This is a genomic window from Candidatus Methylobacter favarea, from assembly GCF_902806695.1.
Classification (GTDB): Bacteria; Pseudomonadota; Gammaproteobacteria; order Methylococcales; family Methylomonadaceae; genus Methylobacter_B; species Methylobacter_B favarea.
In genome coordinates this window covers 39,309-61,313 of the sequence record NZ_CADCXN010000102.1, presented here as the reverse complement: position 1 = coordinate 61,313, position 22,005 = coordinate 39,309, and the positions used below count along the sequence as shown (strand labels likewise).

Below are 22,005 nucleotides of genomic sequence, written 5' to 3'. Positions count from 1 at the left end.
ATCGGCTGAATCTAAGTTTCGCGTTAAACAGGATTTACGCGGGAATTTTCCGCTTTGGCGACATACATAGCCATATCGGCCTGATTGATCAAATCCTCGCAATTTTGCCCCTCGGCCGGCACTACGGATGTGCCAATGCTAACGGTAAGATCGAGGACATGGCCTTCGATGACATACGGTCCCGCCACACAAGTGCGGATTTTCTCGGCTACCGCCAAGGCGGTTTTGTATCCATCAATATCCCGCAACAGCACTACAAATTCATCCCCTCCATACCGGCAGGCAGTATCGCCATGACGAATACAAACCCGCAAACGCTGCGCTACCTCCTGCAATAGCTTGTCTCCTGCGGCATGGCCCCAGGTGTCATTAACATTCTTAAACTTGTCAAGGTCAATAAATAATATTCCAACTTGCCGTTGTTGGCAGGTAGCCAGAACTATCGTCTGCTTAAGCCTTTCCCGCAAAAAACTACGGGTAGGCAGCCCGGTTAATTCATCGTGACTTCCGTAGCGGCGCGTGTCGGCATATTTTTTAGCGATGCGAATTATTTTTTGTTTAAGACAGGCGTTCTTTTCCTGAAGGATTTCAATTTGCCGTTGTGCATTTTTTAACTGCCTTTGTTCCGAGGCGATGGCTTCAAGGAGTTCAGCCCGCTCTGAACGCATCAGCGGTGCTGGGTCAAGATTGGCAAGGTCTTTATGGCAATGGTGCGGAGGCCAATATTCCTGTGCAGTGTTTTCATATCCTGATCTCTTTTCATCCGGCTTATTATAGGTATAAGATTTATCCATTATTCATTCCTGACGATTTAAGCGGCTGCTCCAGGGCGCCCGCCAATTTTTAATTAGATTACGAATCGACGGTGATAGGGTCTGTACGGTAACCCACGCATTAAAAACCCGCATCTGCCGAGCCAAGGTTGTAAGTCTGCTTTTCAGGCAATGCTTTTAAAGCTGCCTGTGGTTTGGGATTTTTGACAGCTAGCGGCTAAAATCCTGAGTAAAAGTTTGTGGCCTATCGTACAGACCAGATAATTCGAGCCAGTATAGTTAAGCCTCGGCTATAGGCTGGGGGCGAACTGGTACGCAGCCAGTTTCGAAAGGTTTTTTAGCTTACCGATAATCGGATGATTACAGGTGCGCAAATGCCCGGGTTAGTGCAATAATTCCAGACAAACGATTAATCAATGTGCTAAGTTCTTTTTTATATTCTTTCATAATCAGCTTTCAGCTTGGGATCTAAAATGACATTTTGTCTTGGCATTAAGGTAAATAACGGCTTAGTGGCGCTTGCCGACACACAGATTACCAAAGGCAACGAGCGCTTGAAAAAAGGCAAGTTATCGTATGTTGAACATGGCGGACTGCCTATTTTCGTAATGACTTCCGGGCTCCGGTCTTTGCGGGATAAAACTATTCTTTACTTTGAGGATCATCTGGCGCAGGAAGTCTCGCAATATGACAGATTATACAAAGTTGCCAATTGTTTCGGTGAGCAGCTTCGTAAGGTACGGCTGGAGGATGAGGCATCGCTCGGAGGAAGCGGTCTGCATTTCAATCTGAATACTATCATCGGCGGACGCTTGAAAGGTGATGAGGAACCTACGCTGTTTTATATTTATCCGGAAGGCAATTGGGTCGAAGCCTCCATTGATGCGCCTTACTTTATTATCGGCCGGACGCCTTACGGCAAGCCGATTCTGGATCGCTTACTGCATGCCGATGCCAGTCTTGAAAAAGCGGTTGCCCTCGCCTATCTTGCTTTTGATGCGACCTGCACCAGCGTTACGGATGTTGATTTTCCGATTGATGTTCTTGTATTCAATGCCCACAACCACGGCTTGCAACAACATCGCTTTGAAGCCGCAGATTTAGCTCAAGTCGCCCAGTGGTGGAAACAGCGTTTATCAACAGCGGTCAATGATTTTCCGATGGAGTGGTGCAGGCCGCTGTTTACTGATAAATCAGGCTAATCCGTATCTGCTAGACTTACTTAATCATACTGAAAAGGTTAACAATCATGACAACAATTCATGTAGGCTGCGACTTGACATATTCGGTCACAAATCCCACCAGCTTTCTGTTTAATGTCGCTGCGGCGAGAACTCCCCTCCAGACTATCAGCGAGGAAACATTACAGTTAAACCCCTCTATTCAATACGAGGCTAGCAGTCTCGGCATGGAAGATATTCAAGTGTACCGGCTCTATGCAGAACCGTGTGAACTGCAACTTAACTATCGGGCGACTGTGGATTTACGTCCTGCAATTAATGATACTTCCCAGATTGTCGAGGCTGGCTACTCGCAATTGCCAATCGACGTATTGCCCTACCTTAACCCGAGCCGTTATTGCGAATCTGACCGTTTGGCCCATTTTGCCTTGCAGATGTTCGGCAATGCCCAGCCCGGCTTTTGCAGGGTTAGTGCAATCTGCGACTGGATCAACAGCAATCTCGATTATCAGGCAGGCAGCAGCGGCCCAAGCACCAGCGCCTGCGACGTATTAATACAGCGCACCGGCGTCTGCCGTGATTATGCGCATCTCGCCATCGCCTTGTGCCGGGCCTTATGCATTCCGGCCCGTTATGTTTCAGGCTACGCCGTGTCTTTGCAGCCGCCGGATTTTCATGGATTTTTTGAAGCTTATCTGGGTTCTCGCTGGTATTTATTCGATGCCACGCATATGGCGCCGGTAGAAGGACTGGTGCGCATAGGCACCGGACGCGATGCCGCAGATGCCTCATTTGCGACCATTATCGGCTCCGCGACGCTTACCCATATGGCGGTATGGGCTGAGCAAACATCTCCCAACCCAATGCCTAACCAACCGGCGGCAGTGTCAACCACTGATTAAGGGTAATATTTAAAGGCTATTAAAGTATGCCCGGCAGGGATGCCGATCAATATACCGGCAGACTTCACGGCTCCCGCTTGATGACGCTGATCGTGCCGTCACCTTCCATATAAACATCTCTCACCTGGCTAAGGTCTTCGAGGCCTTGTTGGCGAACTTTACTCATCAATTCCTCTTCCGTGACCATTTCCTTACGCATATTTTTCCGCAACATCTTGCCGTCTTTAACTAAACAAAGGATGCCGGATTGGGCCAGGCGCCCGAGCTTTGGATAACGGTAACTTAGCCAGTCAAGCAGAAAATTCCAGAATACGATCGTGCTAACCAGAATACAGCCTTCGCTAATCGACTTGTATTGGCCCGCCATGGCATTCTGCGCCGCATCGGCGACAATGACCAGCACCAGTACGTCGGCGATACCGACCGAACCCACATCGCGCCTGACTACAAACCGGAAAACCAGGAATAAAAACCAGTATACGACCGTTCCGCGAATGATAATTTCCAGCGGCGAGGCGCTGAACATGAACATGCCTTCCCAATCAATGTCCGGCATAAGTTCTCCTTAATTTCATATCTGTTAATTCCATAATAAAGCATAAGCTACTTGCTTATAACAGTATCAACTCTTTATTCAGAGCGCAAATACATTAGATTCCCTGTGCCCCGGTCTTGAACACCAGGCTATTGACCTTATCTTGCGTGCCGAATCGTACAGACTCGATTCATTTATTCAGGTATGTTTTAAAAAACATGAAAAATAACGTAGTATTGAAAAAGTCAGGAAGCAGGAAAAGTGGGTGGACAACCATCAGATCAGTTATAGCCTGAAGTGATCGTAATTATCGCCCGCAACTGCCTTCCGCCTGAACGGGCGCTATTTTATTAAGTAAAAAATAGTAAAAGTCTTGTAAAAATCAAGAGGTAAATAGTATGAATGCAGATGAATTTAAAGGTAAATGGCTTCAGCTAAAAGGTGAAATTAAATCCAGATGGGGCGATTTAACCGATGACGATTTGACAGTAATTGAGGGCAATCGCGATAAGCTGGTAGGAAAATTGCAAGAACGTTACGGTTATTCCATGGAAGAAGCTGAAAGAGAAATTAATGATGCATTTGACTAAAAAGGCTCATTGATTTAAAAGGCTTACCAATAGAAAAAACAGGCCCAGGAAAAGCCGCGGCAGCGCTTCGAAAGCCAGAGACGGTTTATTAGTGCTGTTCATGGCAGTCCGCTCGTACGAGCCGAAGCATTTTAATCAGCTGCCGGCAAAATGCGCAGCTTGGAGTATTAATTAAACCGCCTTGCCGGTGTCAGACCCTAGATTAAAGGTTAGGTTGTGTTAGAAAAAAGGGCAGCGTCATTGCTTTGGAGGGCGACCAGGGGGCAGCCGCACACCTCGTCGCTTTATGGGCTTCATCCTTAAGGGAAGGTTTTTTTATTGCTTGAATAATGCTGTTAAAAAAAGAACTCATTCTGTTGAATAGCCCCTATCTCAAAACTTACATACCTTCCTTGCTATTGAAATTATTATCATTTCAATCGTATAACAATAAAGTTACCGCTGTTTACTATGTCTGATTTTTTTAATCTTTTTACTAGCTGGAAAAACTGGAGCGAGCAAATTACCCATCCTGAAATGGCAGGGGACGACCTCAAGGAAAAACTGGAGGAAATTCGTAGCCGGCTGCCGCCGCCGGTTATCTGGCTGCTGGGCAAAACGCAAAGCGGCAAAAGCTCCATTATCCGGGTGTTGACAGGCTCTTCGGCTGCCCAAATCGGCAATGGTTTCAAGCCGTGCACGCGTACCGCCATGCTGTTTGATTTTCCCGATCCGGAAACCTCATTCATTCGTTTTCTGGATACGCGCGGCTTATCCGAGACCGGTTATGACCCCACCGATGACATGAAGTGGTGCGAACGGCAGGCGCATCTGCTTATTGTGGTAATGAGAGCAATGGATCACCAGCAGGACGCCATCGTTGCCGCCGTCAAACAGATCCATAAAACCCATCCCAAATGGCCCATCATTGTGGCGCAGACTTCCCTGCATGAAGGCTATCCCGGCCGAACCATGGAACATGTCATTCCCTATCCTTTTGCCGCAGGCAAAATGGCCGCGGCGGTGCCGGCAGACCTGCGCTGTTCCCTGCTGAAACAGCGAGAGTACTTTCCACGCATGAAGGCGCATTTTGTACCTGTTGATTTCACTCTGCCGGAAGATGGCTATGCGCCTGCCGATTATGGTGTTGATGCCTTATGGTCAGCTATCGAAGAGGCATTGCCGGGTGGTCTGAAGGCAATGCTGGAACAGAACAGCCAGGCCGATGGTATCTGGCAGACGCTCCATCCGTCTATTGTAAGCTATTCCATTTCAGCCGGAATGGCCGCCGCCATCCCGTTGCCAGCGACGAGCCTGGCCACCGTAATGGCTATTCAGGCCAGGCTGTTTCACAACATTGCCAAAGCCTACGGTCTGCCTTTAACCAGGCAGAGCCTCAGCGAAATTATCAGCGCGGTGGGGCTTGGCGTACTGGCTGGCATGGGCGGGCGCGAATTGCTGAAACTGATTCCGGTGTATGGGCAATCGGTAGCGCTCGGAGTAGCGGGCATTTATACCGCCGCCATCACTTATGCGCTGGGCAAAACCCTGTGCTTTTATTTCGCGCAGACCAAGCAGAGAAAAGAGTTGAACCCGGAAGACTTGCGTGAAGTATTTAAAGCTGAGTTCGCGCGCGGCAGGCTGCTGTTACGCGACTCTATCAGCCGAGAGACTTGAATATGCGGGTGCCGGCAAACTGGCCGTGGATGATTTTAGGGACTCTTCTGCTGCTGCCATGGCTGGCGCTGGTGCTGCTGGGGGGTTTCTGGTTATGGCAAAATCAGTATCTCCCCGTTGGCTTGCTCGTGCTGGCCTCATTTTATGGCGCTCTCTGGATTTTAAGCCGGTATTTGAAGAGCCTCCGCGTTCCTCCTTTTGATTTACCCCTGCCGGCGCCGGACGAGCGCTGGCCTCCTGCTGCTGAAGCCGTCTGGATCAAGCTGGACAAGATGGCTGAAGAGATCAATCCCGCCGACTATCCCCTCACCGACAGCGGGCGTTTGCTGCATCTGGCAAGGCAGGTGATCGGCGAGGTAGCTCGTCATTATTATCCTAAAGCCGGGCAGGCCGAACTGGATGTCCCCTTGCGCAATATTCTGTTTATAGCAGAACAGGTATGCCGCGATATGCGCCAAAGCCTCGATGAAAGGGTGCCATTGAGCCATTTGTTGACCATAGAGGACGGCTTGCAGCTGTGGAAATGGAAGGAAAAACTGAAAATCGGGCATATGGCTTATCGAGTCAGTACCCTGCTGCTCAGCCCGACAACCGCCTTGCCTCGCGAGTTAAGCAGTTTTTTTCTGGGCAAGGCTTCGACTTACCCTATCGGGTTTCTGGAACGCTGGCTGCTGCAAACGCTGGTAAAAAAAATCGGTTATTATGCTATTGCCCTGTATAGCGGGCAATTGGTGCCGCCGCGATTATCTGAACCTGAGCCTGAGATTGATAGGGCTCCCCCTGTCAAGAAACCTTTGCGTATTCTGATTGCAGGCCAGGTAAAGGCGGGCAAATCCAGCCTGGTCAATGCCCTGTTCGGCGAATTGCGCGCCGCTACGGATGTATTGCCGCTGACTGACGCCCTGACTATATACAGCCTGAAACATGCGGATATGGGCGAAGTATTAATTTTCGACAGTCCGGGGTATGGCGACGAAAGTCACTGGTTTACGAAAGATCCTCAACAGGCTTTGGGAGGATTTGATCTGATTCTGCTAGTGTGTTCAGCAACGCAGGCCGGCCGTGAAGCGGATGCGCAGTTTTTAAACGCATTGCGAGCCTGGTTCGATGAACGGCTTGAACGCAGACTACCGCCCGTTTTAGCCGTAGTCACGCATATCGACCAATTGCGTCCCGTGCGGGAATGGCATCCGCCCTATGATGTGCAAACGCCTCAAAACGAAAAGGCGCGCAATATTCGGGAAGCCCTGGAGGACGTTGCCGAAACCTTGCATATTCCTCTGGAAGACAGCTTGCCGGTCAGTCTGCAGACACGCGGCGAATATAATACAGACGTTGTATGGACGGCAATTGCCGGAAAATTGCCTGAAAGTCTCAGGGCCCAGTATTTGCGCTGCTTGCCGGAGGGAAAAGACCGGGAAAAGTGGGCGCTGATCCGCACCCAGTTAGCTAATACCGGCCGGCTTCTGGTAAGCGGCTTAAAGAAAATAACTTCATGATGCCGGGTGAAAGCAACTGGACGAAACGCAGTTAATGGGGCATCCGGCAATTTGGCAGCGATCAGAGACCAATCTTGATCATCAATCAATTATTTTAAACTTTTATGAGCTCGGTTTTTTCTCTTTCAGGCAGCTTAATTTGAATAGGACAGCCTCATCAGGCCGGGACTGACAGGGCGTTTTATGCTGGTCATGAAGATTTACTGAGCCCAGAAAAGCATCGGGCAATAGGCTTTGGCTCATAATATTTTGATATAATGCCGGCGGAACGGGCGCGGTTGTAACTCTATTCCGCACGCAATATCCAGCAATCTTCGGTGTTTGAAGGTGATAATTTCTTATGTATTTATTAAATAACCATGAAGGCATGCTTGCCAGGGGCGATTTGGCTCCTTTAGCTGGCGCTGCCGAAACGCCCATCATTAAAAAAACACGATGGCTGTTTGATGCCTTCACAGACGATGAGCGGTCTCTGCTAAGCGGGGGCTTATTATTCATTGCAGTGCTGTCATTACATCTGTGGGCAGCTTATGCGCTGATGAAACCCGTCGAAGCGCTTACGCTGGCAAAGCCCCTGCTGATGGAAGCGTCTCTGGTATCCGTGCCCAATGAACACCAGGCAGCAACAGCTGCCCCTCCCGCTCCATCTAAACCGGTGCAGCCGATTCAGCCCAAAAAAACGGCGCTAAAACCACCGGTAAGGAAAAACAGGCCGGTTATTAAAAAACGCGCAGAGCTTCCCAAACCAAAGCCTGTTACTGAACATCAGCTTCCCAAGCCGTCACTTGCAGAAACCGCCCCTGCACCTGCAAGTTCAGCGCCAACACGCACCCCTTCTACTTCCAATACTGCCGCATCGCTCAGCAATGCCCACGCAAATTCAGCGCCTTTTACCGAAGCTAATTTCCGCGCCAATTATGGTTTTAACCCCAAACCAAACTATCCGGCGATAGCGCGCAATCGGGGTTGGGAAGGTAAAGTTTTATTGAAGGTGACAGTATCCGCCGATGGGCATAGCGATGAAGTAACGCTGCACCGCAGCAGCGGTCATGAAGCGCTTGACGAGTCAGCCATCGCAGCCGTCAAAAAATGGCGTTTTATACCAGCCAGACGGGGCGAAACCGAAGTAGCCAGTTCGGTAATCGTACCCATTAATTTTACATTGAACAATTAAGACAAGGAGATGAAATGCCCTACCATATTGCCCCTGCCGTTATTATCAACGGTACTTTGTATACTTTACTGGCTTTTTCAGTGCTGACATGGACGCTGATTTTTTTCAAGATCTGGCAGCTTACCAAGAACGGTTACTATAACCGGCGCTTTGACAGGGCATTCTGGAACGCCTCCGACCTGGGAAAGGCGAAAGAATTGCCCGCAAATATTTATCGAGGCGCGCAAGCGCGTATTGCCCGCCAGGGTTTTGCCTGGCTGGACGAAAGCCGGCAGGCTGTCAGCAAACCTCTTAAATATCGTGGAGTTCCGGATGAATTGCTGGAACAGTCCCTACGCATACAAATGCAGAAAGAGCAGCGCGCCATGGAAAGCGGTCTGATCATGCTGGCCAGCATTGGCAGTACGGCGCCATTCGTGGGCTTGTTCGGAACAGTTTTAGGCATCATGCATGCCATGCATGAAATTACTCGAAGTGGCTCGACCAGTTTGGATGTGGTGGCCGGCCCGATCGGCGATGCTCTGGTCGCCACTGCCATAGGCATTGCCGTCGCTGTGCCGGCGGTGCTGGCTTATAATTTTTTCCTGCGCAAGGTGAAACATGTCCGCACCGGTCTGGAAAATTTCGTTACTGCCTTTATACACACGGCCTTGACTGCAAAGGGCAAGGAATAGCGAATGGCTTTTAAACCCCAATCAGACGATGAAGAGGCGATGAGTGAAATCAATGTCACGCCGCTTGTCGATGTCATGCTGGTGCTGGTAATTATTTTACTGGTGACCGCGCCCTTGCTTACGCAATCCGTGCATGTGACCCTGCCGAAAACTGCCGAAACCACAGCTGATGTGAAAGAGCAGCCGTTGCAACTGGGCATCGATGCCCACGGGGGCATGACTTTGAACAAACTTGCCTTTGCCGATCTCCCTGCTTTGGAATCCGCGCTGAAAGCTGAACTGGCGCGAAATCCCGAGGCCGCCCTGCATTTATATGCCGATCAAGCTGTTGCTTATGGAAAAGTGGCGGAAATCATGGCTATCGTACAACACGCGGGCATAGCAAAGTTAGCCTTTGTAACAGTCGAGCAGTAGATAGGTAGAGAGCTATGCTTTCCATGTAGAATGGCTTGACGGCAGGCTTGCAGTTGCAGCGGGAATAGGCCCGATGACTGGTGCAGACGCTCTTTTATGGTTGGTCATGCTGCAAGAATAAGTTTATTGAAGTGTTGCCCGATTAACTGCTCGAACATAACCGTGCCGATTTCACGTCTTATCTGTCCGGGTATTTTATTTCATGCCTGAGCACTAATTTGCTCAGGGCTGGAAGAATGATAAAGGTGCACACTATAATCCAGAATACGCCGATAGTAATCACCAAGCCCATACTTGCTATGCCCTGGTGCGGCGAAAAAGCCAAGCCGGCAAAGCTGGAACTGGTCGTCAGTGCGCCATAAAATATGGCTCTGGCGGTGCTGGACTGATAGATATTTTTCTCTTCGGAAAGTGAATGCCGCAGCTTTTCAACCATATGAATGCCATTATCAACGCCCAGGCCCAATAAAAGCGGCAAAGCAATAATATTGGCAAAATTAATGGGAGTACCGCTAATAACGGTGCTGGCCATGGTGAATAAACCGGCCAGCAGCAGGGGCGTCATCACCAATAATGTATCAGTCAAATTGCGGCGGATAGCATACAAAAGCAGTGTAATAGTAATCAGCGCAATCGCAATGGCTTCTTTAAAAGCGCCAATCACTGCTTTCATCGATTCCCAATACATGACCGGCAGATCAGTTGCTTCAGGCGCAACTGACTGCACATCGGTAATAAACTCTTCCAGGTTATTTAAATCGTTCAGGTCTTTTTTGGGAACAATCTGGATACGGTACCAGCCATCTTTGCTTAGCCATCTGTCCTTGACATTGGCAGGCAGGTTATCGAGGGTAATTTCTCTGGCATTAAAACCTGTTAACAGTTCATTCATGACATTCGGTAAGGTACCGAGCAGGGTTGTCTGAACTTTTTCAATAAACAGCCTCCGGCTGGGTTGCAGCCGGTTCTCAATCTCGATCAAAATATCCTGCAGCTCCTTTTTAAAGCTTTTTAAAGCGGATATTTCATGAACATCCGTTTTTTCAGGCAAGATGCCGTCTATGGTTTTTACCATCCGCCCAATACTTGCAGAAGGATCGGTTTCTGGCTTTAAAGAAGGAAAACCTTGTGCCTGGGATCCGAGAACCAGCGACATCTCTTCAATCATTGCCAATTTATCTTCCTGACTGCCAGGCGCCAGATCAAAGAGGCTGATCGTTTTATCAACCGAACTCAATTTCGAAAGCTTTTGTTGAAGCGGCTTGATGTTCTCCTCTTCCTTAGCCATGACAGTCAAGGTCATAGGAGACGTATCCTTGTCTTTCATTAAATTTTTAAAAGCGATAACGGATTCAGTATTGGGATCACGAAGATTGATCGGATTAAAATCCATTTTAATTTTAAATACCAGAATTATCGACCCGATGGCGATAAGACAGGTTAATAAAGAAATGGGTTTGGCATAATGCAGGGTAAAAGTGGCCAATTTTTCTGATAGTGTTAAAAAGCCGGCATTAGGCCGAAGCGGTTGGGGCGATACTGAGACAGGAATGAGCTGCAAAAGCGCGGGCAATACGGTGAGCGTGATAAAGAGAGAAATAAAAAGGCTCGTTCCAGCCAATAAGCCAAGTTCCGAAACGCCCTTGTAATCGGTCGGAATGAACGCATAAAGGCCAATGGCGGTCGTGCCTGCGCACAACAGTAAAGGAGGGCTTATAGCAAGTAAAGTGCGGTGTATCGCTCTTCCCCGATCGCCATTTTCACGCAGGTTATCCTGATAGCGTAAACAAAAATGAATGCCGTATTCCACGCCCAAACCGATGTTTGATACGGCAAAAGCAACAGATATTAAATTCAGATGTTTTACCGATAGCGCTGCAAATACGCCGCAAAAAATCATGGCCACAGCCAGGGTAATCAAGGTGGCCAGCATAAAAGAAACAGATCGGTAAGCCACTAACAGGATAAAACAGACCAGCACGACAGAAAAAATGCTTGCGGTAAAAGTGCCTTCACTCATGCCGGCCAATTCATCATGCTCCAGTCCGACTTCACCGGTTACCCAAACTTTAACTGCAGGCACCGAAGGTTCCTGAATTTCTGTAATGGCTTTATGTATGGCGTGTATTGCGTTTTCGGCCGGGCGAATTTTCGTGAAATCCAGCCTGGGCTGGACAATAATAAATTCCTTGTTGGCTTGTTGAGCCTTTAGTCTTTTTTCAGCAATCAAGGTTTCCCATGACAGCAAGCCATTTCCCCCGTTCACGCTCTTATGTAATGCCGCCGTCAGCTTGTCAAGCAGCGATGATAGATCGATGGGCACCACCCGGGTTTTGTCTGAGGAAGTAAAAGCGTCCTGAAGAATTGAAAAAAAGCCGTTTAAATCCGGTTCCTGGGCAATTCTGCCAATAAAAGGCTGGGCTTGTGACAGATTGCTTGTTAAAGTCTGCAGATCGTCAATATCCAGATAAAGCAATCCATTCTGACGGAAGAACTCATTATCGTTGGGAATGTAAACCGATACAAAATTAGCCGGGTCAGCGCTTAACAAACGGGTCAGTCTTTTAGCGGCCGATTTGGTCAGCTCCGGGGTGGCGGATTCAATCACTAATAACAGTGTATGCATATCCTGAGAAAAGGCTTTCTCAAAATTGCGCCGGTTTTTCTGAAAAGGCGCATCGGGTGCAATTAATTCGGCAGTGTCCGTATTAATACTTAAATTATCAACCGTATAGCGCCAGGCGAAAATAGCCAGTATCCCGACTGTCAACAATACCAGAACAGGATTATAAAGAACCCAATTTCCCCAATGGGATAGAAAATTTCGTAAATGGAGTTTTAACGGCATAATTTTTTATGATAACTGAAATATTCTGGAATTCTCAAGCTATCTAGTCGCTTTAGGTTCAGGATGCAAATTGTAAAGTTGCTGTTTTACGGCGCCAGCAATAAGTCGGCAATCTTTTTGTTAATGCTGAAATTAGGCGTCTTTATTAACCCCATAAAGGAAGCTGCTTACTAATATGCCCAAGTCTCAGTTCCATAATTAGTCATTTTGAATAGCGAGGAGCATTCCGGGCTAATATTATATTCTAAACTTCAAGAATAAATTCCATTTATTGTCGAGCTTTTCTCATCCTTGCTATAAACAAATGCAGTCATCTTACAATTCAGCAATTGGGTTTTTGTTGCCCTGCGTTTGGCAAAAATAATGCTCGGCAATGAATAAACTATTATAAATCAAGTACTTCACATCGACAAAAGTTTGGCCTATTTAAAACCTAAGGTTAAGCTCAACTTCGCAAATAAAAAATTTAGGTAAAGTTATTCAGGAGTTGGAATTTATCGCCATATCGTTTTCCTTAGGAAAGACCTGGACAAAAACGATGGTTGCCCCCTTCATTTTCTTGACCACGATAGCCAGTTGCTTAAATTCGATGCGCTGGTTTTCTACGGGAATATCGCGGAGTTTAGCCATTATGAGCCCCCCTATCGAGGCTGCATCCTCCAAATCGAGTTCTTCGTTCTCTATATCAATCCCTAAAATCCGTTCCAGTGTAAATATCGGCAAACTGCCCTTGCCGATAAGCGTGCCATCATCCAGCCAGGTCCAGTCTTTGTCGTTTTGACGGAACTCATCGCGTATTTCACCTACTATCGCACTTAACAGATTATCCAATGTAATAAAGCCTTGCGGCTTTTGGCCTTTTTGCCCAATGATTGCAAAATGCGGCGCTCCTGTGAGGAAATGACGCAATACCTCCAATGCGCCCTTACCGGGCGAAACATATTGGATCGGCCGCAGATAGGAAGTCAAATCATCAATCGCCTTGCCCCCTTGCTGGGCGAAAAACAAATCTTTCAAATGAATCACTCCCAGCACATCAACACCGTTGCTATCGAAATAAGGATAACGGCTAAACCGGGACTTATAAATAATTTGCAGGTTTCCCTGCACTGACCTGGACCGATGCAAGGCCACGACTTCGCGGATCGGACGCATCAGGTCTGATGCTTCCAAATCACTGAAATCGAGCGTTTTCGCCATGACATTCCATTCGTCCTGGGTAAATCGTTCGACTGAACTGCTGGAACGCAAGATAAGTTTGAGTTCGTCAGCCGAATAGTGCGCATCATGAGCATGGACATTACCCAGTCCCAGCAAACGCAATACCAGATTGGCACTGCTATTAAGAATCCAGATCGCAGGAAACATCAGCCAATAAAAACCATAAAGAGGCGCGGCGCTCCATAAACCGATTACTTCCGGATTGCGTATCGCCATTGATTTGGGCGCGAGCTCACCGATTACGATGTGCAAAAAAGAAATGATGGAAAATGCGACAGTAAATGCAATGCCATGAATTAGCGCCGGCGAGGCGACCCCGGCCCTTTCAAACACAGGCTCCAAAACATCGGCAAAAGCAGGCTCTCCAACCCAGCCCAAACCGAGGGATGCCAGGGTTATGCCTAATTGGCAAGCTGATAAATAAGCATCAATTTTTGCATGTACTTTCGCCAGAATACGGCCGCGCCACCCTTTGGCTTTAGCAATGGCGCGAATGCGCGTTTGACGCAATTTGACTAGCCCGAACTCCGCGGCTACAAAAAAACCATTCAGTGCGACCAGCAATAAAGCAACGATAATCAGAAAAAGATTATTCATCTAATTTAAAGTAATCCGGAATTAATAAAAACTCACGCCAAGTTGACGATTTGACGTAGTATGAGAAGCTATGGTGTATGAAAGTGCGCTAATTATTGTTAAATTAGCGATTAACGATAAAAAGCAGAAAAGACTGGCCCGTACTTTTAACTGATCATTAATGTTTGGCTCCAGAAACAATTCAATTAAAACCGCTGGATGCTGATACTTAAAACCTGCCGATTCAATCTACCACTGACTTTTAAATAGCGCAACTGGAATTAATACCGTTCTTGGCAGATGGAATACAGAGCAGAAAAAAATAAATATTTTCCCTTTACCCTATATCACTAAATCCATAACCATAACTCGAAAAACCCGCTTTACTAAACATCCATAACGAGCATCGCATTCAGTCATTGAGCAATCATCATCACGCGAACGAGTTTTATCAGCAACTTCCTGCCTGAATTACAGCCAGATAATCAGCATGACCTTCGGTAAACACTATAAAACCTGAACGGCATCTTTTTTACGCGTGCAGACGTTATTTTTATCCTTGTCTTGAACCGCCTGGCAAAGAGTAAATTTCAGCCGGATCAGGGTGAAGGGCTGAAAAATCCCCGCCTGTTACCCGGCCCATCACAACCGGGCCTGATCGAAATGACTATAATAGATAAGCAAATGCTCCCTAGCACAATTACAAAGCGAGTACTGAAAATCAGAATTTTACCCAGAATTTATCATAAACAGGATTACGAATATGGGCTTTCGCCACTTTACCTACTTTCAATTAATTGTTTTTATCAGTTTAAATAGTGTTAGCCTGGCTGGTGTTGCTAAAATAGAGCACAACAGTGAACTTGATCAGAACAGTTTAAAAGCAGCCGTCAATCCAGCTATGGGTGTAGGTGCTTTAGGCCGCATAGAGCCGCGCACGCGCGTTATTCGTGTCTCTCATAATGCCGGCGCTGAAGGAGCTAACCTGGAGAAATTATTGTTTCGGGAAGGGGATCAAGTCAAAAATCAGGATGTGTTGGCATTATTAGCTGATCATAATAAAAGAAAAGCCGATATCGAAGTTGTAAAAGCCAATATGCAGGTGCTTGAATCGAAACTGGCTGTTGAAAAAATTATCCTTGCCTATAATGAAAAAGAATACCTTCGTTATAAAACACTTATTAAAACAGCAGCGGCCAGTATTTCATTAGCCGACCAGAAGCATTTGATTTTCCAGCAATCGCAAGCAACGATAGCCCAGCTTCGGGCGGAAATTGCCAGCGCCAGAGCCGATAGGCGGGTAGCGGAGGAAAACCTGGCTAAAACCGTCATAAAAGCTCCCATAGCGGGCACTATTCTCAAAATACATACCTGGCCTGGAGAGCGGATTACAGATAAAGGCTTGCTGGAAATGGCCGATTTAAGCCAGCTTGATGTCGTAGCAGAAATTTATGAGGCGGATTTCCCGCGCGTACATATCGGGCAGACAGCAGAAATCCGCATAATAGGTTTTCCCGCGCCCTATGCCGCTGAAGTCCGGGAGCTTGGCTTTCAGGTCAGAAAAAATGACTTAAATGATACCGATCCTTTGGCTGACAAGGATAACCGGATTATTGAGGTGCGCCTGACTCTGGAAAAGCAGGCGGTTTCTGATTTGCAGCATCAGATTTATCGTCAGGTTCAGGTGCGGATTCTGCCATGAGTCTGCTTGTCATTTTCGTGTTTCCGGCGCGTTTGGCGTGGCGGCAACTGATCCATGACCGCACCAAGCTCATTGCCGCCATATGCGGAGTATTGTTTGCCACGGTGCTGGTTTTTATGCAAATGGGTTTTAAAGATGCGCTATATGCAGGGGCATCTTCTTCACCAACGAAAATGAACGGCGATTTATTCATAATGCATAAACAAACCGAAGCAATGTGGCGCTCTGTGCTATTTGACCGCAGCGAATTAATGCGCGCGCTTGGTCATCCCCAAGTGGTTTCCGCGTATCCCATGTATATAGGTTTGGCTCAATTCAAGGATGCGGTAACGCAAACTAAAAGGACATTGATGGTCTATGGCTATGATACGGATACTAATCTTATGAATATCGATGAAGTCCGGGATAAGCAGGAGCAGCTTCACCTAAAGGATACAATACTCTTTGATGAGTCTTCCCGGCCTGAATTCGGACCTATGCGCAAACTAATTTCCGAAGGGAGGAACATTAACGAAATCAATGACCATAAAGTAAAAGTGGTAGGGCTTTTTCGTTTGGGAATATCTTTTTCAGCTGACGCCAATGTCATTACCAGCGACTTGAATTTTTTAAGGATTTTTCCTGAGCGAATTTCTGAAAAAATCAATCTTGGAATTATAAAACTCGTGCCAGGCGCCGATAAGGAGAAAGTAAAGTCAGAACTTATCGCCAAACTTAACAAGGATATCAATTTTTTCACTTTTGACGAGTTAGTCGAATCTGAAAAATTTTACTGGCAAACCAGAACGCCCATCGGTTTTATATTCGGTTTCGGCACCGTCATGGGACTGGTGGTGGGCATGGTCATTGTTTACCAGATTCTGTTTACCGACATTACCAATCATCTTAACGAGTTTGCCACCCTGAAAGCGATGGGTTATAGAACCGGTTATTTCATCAGAGTCGTTTTCGCATCAGCATTTTTCCTGGCCATTTTAGGATTTATACCGGGCTATATAGTATCAGTGGGTCTTTACCGCCTGGCTGAGGGGCAAATATATATGCCCATGCCCATGACATTGGATAAGATTTTTACCATTTTTGTATTTATTCTAACCATGTGTGCTACAGCCGGAATACTCGCCATGCGTAAACTTGGAGCGGCTAATCCTGCGGATATGTTCTGATGACAGCCATGATTAATGTCAAGGATTTGAATTTCAGCTACGGCAGCGGCGAGTTGCAACTGCAGGTATTAAAACGGGTAAATCTCACTATCTATAGCGGAGAAATTGTCCTGATGACCGGGCCATCCGGTTCAGGAAAGACCACGCTTCTGACTATTATTGGCGGCTTGCGTCAGGCCGCCGAAGGCAGCGCTCTCGTATTAGGCAAGCAACTCGTCAACAGTATTGAGAAAACCAAAGTGCAGATACGTCAGCAAATTGGCTATATTTTTCAGCAACACAATCTGCTCAAATCCCTGACTGCCTTGCAGAATGTCTGCATGACTCTTGAAATGCATAATGGCTTGAACGAACAGGAACGGCTCAAGCGTTCGGCAGAAATGCTGTCTGCGGTGGGGTTGGCAGATCGGCTCCACCATAAACCGGATCAACTTTCCGGGGGTCAACGTCAGCGAGTATCAATTGCCCGCGCTTTGGTTGGCAATCCCAAAATCATCCTTGCCGATGAACCTACCGCATCGCTGGATAAACAGAGCGGCCAGGAGGCTGTGGGCATTCTCAAAACATTGGCCAGCGACTCGGGCACGACAATACTGCTGGTGACGCATGATTATCGTATTCTCGATATTGCTGATCGGGTAGTAGAACTAGAAGACGGCATTATTAAAAGTTAAGCTTTTAGATAGAATTAAAAGCGAATTAAATTGTAATAAGCTGAACCAGGGCGGTTAAGGCAAAGGTTAAATTAATTAAGAGCTAACGCGTAAATAATTCCAAAAAAAACATGGCGGCGGCCAACTTGCCGAAGACATGCACCATCAGACCGCTGTATGATCGAACTTTACCCGCGCATTCAATGCCTGTTTGTTGTTAAATGCAGCCGAATAAAGTTTCAATCGGCTGCCGGACACGAGAAATGGCAGTCGATAACCATTGATCCTGGGCTCTAAATACACTTGGCCTTTTTGTTTTTTCACTGGCGTTAATACCGTCAGGTTTTGAGTTTCTCTCACGTCTTTTGCATCTGATCGGTGATAGGCTTTATCGCCATAGAGCTCATTGCGATTTAATTCAGGCCTAATCTGATCAAATACGGTTCCATCATGGCAACTTGCTCCCGTTACACCCATATATTCAGGATTCGGCAACACGCCCGCTTGACGACGCCCGACGATATGAACCCGAACACCGTAATAGTACAGTTTCTTGGTTGGACAATAGCCCGCATCCGCTAACTCTCTTGCAACGCGTGCTTTAAACCGGTGACCTTGCTTGGCTAGCGCCACAGGAAAAGAATCTATCAACCAGACTTGCCCTTGATTTTTTTCTTCTTGCTCTTGCTGAATGATTTCCAGCAATGGCGCGAAAACATCAGCTACTTTATTCAGTCGCTGAACAAAGGCGGTGTAACTGGGTAGCCTTGGAAACCAAGGCCGCCAATGGCGATCGGCATAACCCTAGAGCTTTTTTAGCTCTCTATTTTTATCAATGACACCGAATAGATAGATCGCGATGACTTCTTCATCGGTAAAACTCAGGTCTGCGTAATTCGACATTCGCTGACTATAAACCCAAAGGTTATCCTGATAGTGCTTGCCTACATACAGGTAAATTGTTATTAATTGTTCTTGCCAGTTCATCGTTTACTGAGAAAATGGGGGGAGTCGTGTCTTTCCCAATATTGTAGCCCAACCGGTGAGCTGGCCTCTATTTAGCTCTTAATTCACATTTTACTTCTATTGGTCAATATCTTTTGCCTTTTATTTTTGTCTTGGGCGCTTTGCTTTCTTTTTTTAACCGCCGGAAACGCGAATCTTTGCTGGCCGATACACGGCAAAGGAGTAACCAGGGTTTGCTTCTTGATATGGATTGGAGAGAGTTTGAAATGTTAGTGAATGAAGCATTTCGTCAACGTGGTTTCGCCATAACGGAATCAGGCGTAAATGGTAAGGATGGTGGTGTAGATTTAATATTAAGGAAAGACGGCGATACTTACTTGGTTCAATGCAAATATTGGAAGTCATTTAAAGTCGGTGTACAAATTGTCCGCGAGTTATATGGGGTTATGGCAGCGAAAGGGGCTGCTGGCAGCTATGTCGTCACGTCAGGCGTGTTCACTGACGACGCACAGAATTTTGCTAAAGGGAGGAATATTGAGTTAATTGACGGTAATGCCCTTTCACATTTAATAAAAAAATCTTCCTCACCTGCTTACAGCCCTAACCCTATATTTAAAGAAACTCAAAATGACCTTTGTTGCCCGGTTTGCGGTAGCGCAATGGTTAAGCGGGTTTCACGTAAAGGAAATAAGGCTGGACAAGCATTTTTAGGCTGCACACGTTTTCCTTCATGCCGGGGTACACGCCCAACATATTAGATAAAACTTAGAGTTTTCTTTAATACGGTATTAGCCCAGTATCCATCTTTATTGCTCGCTTACATCACCATCGCTTGATATAGCTTAAATAAAAACGCGACTCGTGCCGCGTCAGTTGATTTGCCTTTGTAGCCATAGGCGTTATCGACGGCTTTGTCTAAGGCAGCGTAGGCTTTTTTAGCCAAGCCTTGCGGCATATTGCCAGCAGCATAAGGTTTAATGGCTAGATTTTTCTTTTCTTGTGCTACCTGTTACTCATTTACGAAGGAATACTTACGGTTCCCTTTGTAATGGCCATAATGAATCACCTTTAAATATATGTAATTGTAATATGTACGCGATGCTCGACTTTAAATGAATTGAAGACAAGGCCGCAACTCCCGTAGAGTGGTTCTACCAAAAGCAACTTTATAAGGGTAAAAGGCCATGTCAGTAGAAGACTTTATCATTTATGTCTATTGCTGTGTAGAAGATATCTGCCGAACAATCGTCACCCAACTGCTAAGAAGTCGAGGTTTTATGCCCAAGCTGAGCGACGCCGAAGTCATCCCAATGGAGATCGTGGGTGAATTCATGGGTAAAGACCATGACAAGGGCATCTGGCGTTATTTTCGTCATCACTGGCATGACTGGTTTCCTCACTTGGGTTCGCGTGCCAACTTTGCCAAGCAAAGCGCCAATTTATGGGCTCTGAAAAGGCGCATACAGGATCACATCGCTAGGCCAATCGGGGCGATGGACGATTCGGTCCACTTGGTTGACGGCTTCCCGATGCCGGTCTGCAAGTATGCTCGAGCATCCGGCAGTCGTTGTTTCAAGGGCGAAGCAGGATTCAGTTATTGCGCGGCGAAGGATGAGAAATATTATGGCTTTGAAGGGCATGTGCTGATCAGTTTCGAAGGCATCATCTGTGGCTATGCCTTTACCCCTGCGAATGTGGACGAACGGGATGTGCTGCCGGACATGGGCGGCGGTCTGCAAGGGTTACTAATTGGGGACAAAGGCTATAGCCGTCCTTGTCTAAAGCAAACATTGGCACAACAAGGCCTTGATTTGCAGACCCCTTTACGGAAAAACATGCAAGACTTAAGGCCAAAGGCGTTTGTCGACCAATTGATGTCGAGCAGACGCTTAGTGGAAACCGTCATCGGGCAATTGACCGAACGTTTTCATATCGAAAAAGTGAGGGCACGCGACACTTGGCATTTGGCTAACCGCTTTATCCGTAAACTGCTTGCCCATACTATGGACTGCTTCTTGGGAAAACTCATGGGCAACCCGACTTTGCTTTTTGAGTCATTGGTTGAGGTTTAAAAGTTGAGCATCGCGTAATATGTATAATACAACATACTACGACATATACCCTAATAAACCCTACAGGGATAAATGACGTATGGCTTATGACTATTGCCGTAAACTCTGCTTTAGGTTTTTGATGAAGACCTTGGGGCCACTTACCGGCTCAAATGTGCCCATGTTAGCTTTTGTTGTTACGTCTTTAAGGTAGGCTATAGGACTTTTAACCCTACCTGACGGGTGATTCCATGCTTCTTGCCGGGCAATCGGCAAAATAAAATCAGATAAGGTTTACTAGGTTTGGGAACGCACCTGACCTAAATCGCCTTTTCAAAAAAGACGATATGACCGAAAATCTGCCGTTCTGTTTTTTATGAGTTTTTTGGATGGACTGCTTTTTCAAGCGCCTGACGGATAAACCGCTGATACGGTATCCCCGAATGCCGCGCCTCTTCTTTGATAGCTTCCAGCAAGGGCTCGGATAGACGCATAGTGATGCTGCGCTCCTTCGGCTGAAATTCAAAACGTACAGGAGTTAAACCTGACAGGTCATAGTCTGTCAAATCGGCATTATCGATAAAGTCTTCGGCTTCTTTATCGGTTGTCAGAATTGGCAATTTCTTTTTCATAGTGTTCAATCTCCTTTCGGTGCATGTAGCGTGCGCTGATAGGACGGATGTAGGTTTTGCCTTCGCGCTGTCGCAAAGTAAAGCAAACAAATATATTCCTTCCCCCGTTTGTCTTGCCAAGCGCGATATAGCGTTTTTCGCTTTGTGAATGGGCCGGATCAGGAAAAATATGCAGTGTCCTGTAAAAAGCGGATTCAAGATCAGAAAGAGCAACGTCGTGTTTCTGGCATTTGGCTTCGTTCCCGTCGTCCCATTCAAAACCCGCTACATCCTGTATTTGCATAAATCAGTATCTCGTTTTGTACATGCAAATGTCAAGCTTATTCTACTCCCATCAGTTCGGTTTTACGCCATGAGTTAAGACTTAGTGACTCTTAAATAAACTTCCATTTGATGGCCTTTATTGAGCAGTCTGGCCGGCAAATTCAATAGTTCTGTAAATACCTTCACTAGCCGATAGAGAACGGGCGGGATCTCGCCTTTTTCATAGAACTTGACGGAATGCGTGATAACTTTTACCACGCTGAATCCGGCTTGCGAGGCCAATACATTTAGTGATTTAGGCGAGAAAAAACTGATATGCCCAGCGTGCCTTTTCATATCGAAAAAATCCCATTTGCTTTTTTGTATTTGCCGCGTCCAGCTATCGGTATTGCCCGTGCCGATCAGCAGAACGCCGTTCGGACGCAAAATGCGGGCACACTCTTTTAGTAAGGGAATCGGATCTGAAATATGCTCAATAACCTCATGTAGTGTTATGGTATCAAACGAATTATCAGCAATGCCCACATC

The 22,005-nt window shown here is 46.7% G+C and carries 21 protein-coding genes and 1 pseudogene; 13 read left to right on the top strand and 9 right to left on the bottom strand.

The features are described 5' to 3' along the window. Positions 1-23 precede the first annotated feature (23 nt). Entirely contained in the window at positions 24-794 is a 771-nt protein-coding gene (locus HUX64_RS16080; protein WP_174627229.1) for a GGDEF domain-containing protein, read from the bottom strand. A 452-nt stretch (positions 795-1,246) separates the two neighbouring features. On the opposite strand from HUX64_RS16080, the gene HUX64_RS16075 reads away from it, so the two are divergent. Both HUX64_RS16075 and HUX64_RS16070 read left to right on the top strand, forming a co-directional pair. Further along, on the top strand, positions 1,247-1,975 hold the full coding sequence (locus HUX64_RS16075) for an Ntn hydrolase family protein (protein ID WP_174627228.1): 729 nt from the start codon (positions 1,247-1,249) through the stop codon (positions 1,973-1,975). 47 nt (positions 1,976-2,022) lie between these two features. Then, positions 2,023-2,856, top strand: a complete 834-nt coding sequence (locus HUX64_RS16070; protein WP_174627227.1) for a transglutaminase-like domain-containing protein — start codon at positions 2,023-2,025, stop codon at positions 2,854-2,856. A gap of 64 nt (positions 2,857-2,920) precedes the next feature. On the opposite strand, the gene HUX64_RS16065 is transcribed toward HUX64_RS16070, so the two are convergent. Further along, entirely contained in the window at positions 2,921-3,412 is a 492-nt protein-coding gene (locus tag HUX64_RS16065; RefSeq protein WP_174627226.1) for a DUF421 domain-containing protein, read from the bottom strand. Between the two features lie 377 nt (positions 3,413-3,789). On the opposite strand from HUX64_RS16065, the gene HUX64_RS16060 reads away from it, so the two are divergent. The 6 genes from HUX64_RS16060 to HUX64_RS16035 all read left to right on the top strand — a co-directional run bounded on the left by HUX64_RS16060 (position 3,790) and on the right by HUX64_RS16035 (position 9,398). Beyond that, on the top strand, positions 3,790-3,981 hold the full coding sequence (locus tag HUX64_RS16060) for a CsbD family protein (RefSeq protein WP_174627225.1): 192 nt from the start codon (positions 3,790-3,792) through the stop codon (positions 3,979-3,981). A 450-nt stretch (positions 3,982-4,431) separates the two neighbouring features. Then, on the top strand, positions 4,432-5,637 hold the full coding sequence (locus tag HUX64_RS16055) for a GTPase family protein (protein WP_174627224.1): 1,206 nt from the start codon (positions 4,432-4,434) through the stop codon (positions 5,635-5,637). A 2-nt stretch (positions 5,638-5,639) separates the two neighbouring features. Continuing rightward, positions 5,640-7,136: a GTPase family protein gene (locus HUX64_RS16050; RefSeq protein ID WP_174627223.1), complete on the top strand. Its 1,497-nt coding sequence runs from the start codon at positions 5,640-5,642 to the stop codon at positions 7,134-7,136. A 340-nt stretch (positions 7,137-7,476) separates the two neighbouring features. After that, positions 7,477-8,310, top strand: coding sequence for an energy transducer TonB (locus HUX64_RS16045; protein ID WP_174627222.1), 834 nt, complete (start codon positions 7,477-7,479; stop codon positions 8,308-8,310). A 14-nt stretch (positions 8,311-8,324) separates the two neighbouring features. Further along, positions 8,325-8,984: a MotA/TolQ/ExbB proton channel family protein gene (locus tag HUX64_RS16040; RefSeq protein ID WP_174627221.1), complete on the top strand. Its 660-nt coding sequence runs from the start codon at positions 8,325-8,327 to the stop codon at positions 8,982-8,984. A gap of 3 nt (positions 8,985-8,987) precedes the next feature. Further along, complete coding sequence (locus HUX64_RS16035; protein WP_174627220.1) at positions 8,988-9,398, top strand: ExbD/TolR family protein; 411 nt, start codon at positions 8,988-8,990, stop codon at positions 9,396-9,398. A 178-nt stretch (positions 9,399-9,576) separates the two neighbouring features. Here the strand turns inward: HUX64_RS16035 and HUX64_RS16030 are convergent, their stop codons facing one another. Both HUX64_RS16030 and HUX64_RS16025 read right to left on the bottom strand, forming a co-directional pair. After that, the gene (locus HUX64_RS16030; protein WP_174627219.1) at positions 9,577-12,246 is read right to left on the bottom strand and encodes an MMPL family transporter; all 2,670 of its coding nucleotides are present in this window, start codon (positions 12,244-12,246) and stop codon (positions 9,577-9,579) included. Positions 12,247-12,726: 480 nt separating this feature from the next. Further along, entirely contained in the window at positions 12,727-14,064 is a 1,338-nt protein-coding gene (locus tag HUX64_RS16025; protein ID WP_174627218.1) for a hemolysin family protein, read from the bottom strand. A gap of 742 nt (positions 14,065-14,806) precedes the next feature. Between HUX64_RS16025 and HUX64_RS16020 the strand changes: the two genes are divergently transcribed. The 3 genes from HUX64_RS16020 to HUX64_RS16010 are packed head-to-tail and all read left to right on the top strand — an operon-like array spanning position 14,807 to position 17,585. Then, complete coding sequence (locus HUX64_RS16020) at positions 14,807-15,745, top strand: efflux RND transporter periplasmic adaptor subunit (protein WP_174627217.1); 939 nt, start codon at positions 14,807-14,809, stop codon at positions 15,743-15,745. Next, on the top strand, positions 15,742-16,911 hold the full coding sequence (gene devC, locus HUX64_RS16015; RefSeq protein WP_217426574.1) for an ABC transporter permease DevC: 1,170 nt from the start codon (positions 15,742-15,744) through the stop codon (positions 16,909-16,911). The genes HUX64_RS16020 and devC overlap by 4 nt, the downstream gene beginning before the upstream one ends. Beyond that, the gene (locus HUX64_RS16010; RefSeq protein ID WP_174627216.1) at positions 16,911-17,585 is read left to right on the top strand and encodes an ATP-binding cassette domain-containing protein; all 675 of its coding nucleotides are present in this window, start codon (positions 16,911-16,913) and stop codon (positions 17,583-17,585) included. Before devC ends, HUX64_RS16010 begins: the two co-directional genes overlap by 1 nt. Before the next feature lie 75 nt (positions 17,586-17,660). Here HUX64_RS16010 and HUX64_RS20525 read toward each other — a convergent pair. Continuing rightward, positions 17,661-18,551 (bottom strand): annotated as a pseudogene (locus tag HUX64_RS20525) (IS982 family transposase). 113 nt (positions 18,552-18,664) lie between these two features. Here HUX64_RS20525 and HUX64_RS16000 point away from each other — a divergent pair. Then, complete coding sequence (locus HUX64_RS16000) at positions 18,665-19,288, top strand: restriction endonuclease (RefSeq protein WP_174627215.1); 624 nt, start codon at positions 18,665-18,667, stop codon at positions 19,286-19,288. Between the two features lie 59 nt (positions 19,289-19,347). On the opposite strand, the gene HUX64_RS20170 is transcribed toward HUX64_RS16000, so the two are convergent. After that, on the bottom strand, positions 19,348-19,509 hold the full coding sequence (locus tag HUX64_RS20170) for a type IIL restriction-modification enzyme MmeI (protein ID WP_343034416.1): 162 nt from the start codon (positions 19,507-19,509) through the stop codon (positions 19,348-19,350). 205 nt (positions 19,510-19,714) lie between these two features. Between HUX64_RS20170 and HUX64_RS15995 the strand changes: the two genes are divergently transcribed. Then, complete coding sequence (locus HUX64_RS15995) at positions 19,715-20,602, top strand: IS982 family transposase (protein ID WP_174627214.1); 888 nt, start codon at positions 19,715-19,717, stop codon at positions 20,600-20,602. A 353-nt stretch (positions 20,603-20,955) separates the two neighbouring features. Here the strand turns inward: HUX64_RS15995 and HUX64_RS15990 are convergent, their stop codons facing one another. The 3 genes from HUX64_RS15990 to HUX64_RS15980 form a co-directional block, all read right to left on the bottom strand. After that, positions 20,956-21,213: a CopG family antitoxin gene (locus HUX64_RS15990; protein WP_174627213.1), complete on the bottom strand. Its 258-nt coding sequence runs from the start codon at positions 21,211-21,213 to the stop codon at positions 20,956-20,958. Further along, positions 21,179-21,496, bottom strand: coding sequence for a BrnT family toxin (locus HUX64_RS15985; protein ID WP_174627212.1), 318 nt, complete (start codon positions 21,494-21,496; stop codon positions 21,179-21,181). Before HUX64_RS15985 ends, HUX64_RS15990 begins: the two co-directional genes overlap by 35 nt. Positions 21,497-21,570: 74 nt before the next feature. After that, the gene (locus HUX64_RS15980) at positions 21,571-22,002 is read right to left on the bottom strand and encodes a class I SAM-dependent methyltransferase (RefSeq protein ID WP_174627211.1); all 432 of its coding nucleotides are present in this window, start codon (positions 22,000-22,002) and stop codon (positions 21,571-21,573) included. Positions 22,003-22,005: the final 3 nt, after the last annotated feature.

Coding starts and splice junctions, on each gene's coding strand:
- HUX64_RS16080 (WP_174627229.1), bottom strand. CDS start 794: ATGGATAAATCTTATACCTATAATAAGCCGGATGAAAAGAGATCAGGA.
- HUX64_RS16075 (WP_174627228.1), top strand. CDS start 1,247: ATGACATTTTGTCTTGGCATTAAGGTAAATAACGGCTTAGTGGCGCTT.
- HUX64_RS16070 (WP_174627227.1), top strand. CDS start 2,023: ATGACAACAATTCATGTAGGCTGCGACTTGACATATTCGGTCACAAAT.
- HUX64_RS16065 (WP_174627226.1), bottom strand. CDS start 3,412: ATGCCGGACATTGATTGGGAAGGCATGTTCATGTTCAGCGCCTCGCCG.
- HUX64_RS16060 (WP_174627225.1), top strand. CDS start 3,790: ATGAATGCAGATGAATTTAAAGGTAAATGGCTTCAGCTAAAAGGTGAA.
- HUX64_RS16055 (WP_174627224.1), top strand. CDS start 4,432: ATGTCTGATTTTTTTAATCTTTTTACTAGCTGGAAAAACTGGAGCGAG.
- HUX64_RS16050 (WP_174627223.1), top strand. CDS start 5,640: ATGCGGGTGCCGGCAAACTGGCCGTGGATGATTTTAGGGACTCTTCTG.
- HUX64_RS16045 (WP_174627222.1), top strand. CDS start 7,477: ATGTATTTATTAAATAACCATGAAGGCATGCTTGCCAGGGGCGATTTG.
- HUX64_RS16040 (WP_174627221.1), top strand. CDS start 8,325: ATGCCCTACCATATTGCCCCTGCCGTTATTATCAACGGTACTTTGTAT.
- HUX64_RS16035 (WP_174627220.1), top strand. CDS start 8,988: ATGGCTTTTAAACCCCAATCAGACGATGAAGAGGCGATGAGTGAAATC.
- HUX64_RS16030 (WP_174627219.1), bottom strand. CDS start 12,246: ATGCCGTTAAAACTCCATTTACGAAATTTTCTATCCCATTGGGGAAAT.
- HUX64_RS16025 (WP_174627218.1), bottom strand. CDS start 14,064: ATGAATAATCTTTTTCTGATTATCGTTGCTTTATTGCTGGTCGCACTG.
- HUX64_RS16020 (WP_174627217.1), top strand. CDS start 14,807: ATGGGCTTTCGCCACTTTACCTACTTTCAATTAATTGTTTTTATCAGT.
- devC (WP_217426574.1), top strand. CDS start 15,742: ATGAGTCTGCTTGTCATTTTCGTGTTTCCGGCGCGTTTGGCGTGGCGG.
- HUX64_RS16010 (WP_174627216.1), top strand. CDS start 16,911: ATGACAGCCATGATTAATGTCAAGGATTTGAATTTCAGCTACGGCAGC.
- HUX64_RS15995 (WP_174627214.1), top strand. CDS start 19,715: ATGTCAGTAGAAGACTTTATCATTTATGTCTATTGCTGTGTAGAAGAT.
- HUX64_RS15990 (WP_174627213.1), bottom strand. CDS start 21,213: ATGAAAAAGAAATTGCCAATTCTGACAACCGATAAAGAAGCCGAAGAC.
- HUX64_RS15985 (WP_174627212.1), bottom strand. CDS start 21,496: ATGCAAATACAGGATGTAGCGGGTTTTGAATGGGACGACGGGAACGAA.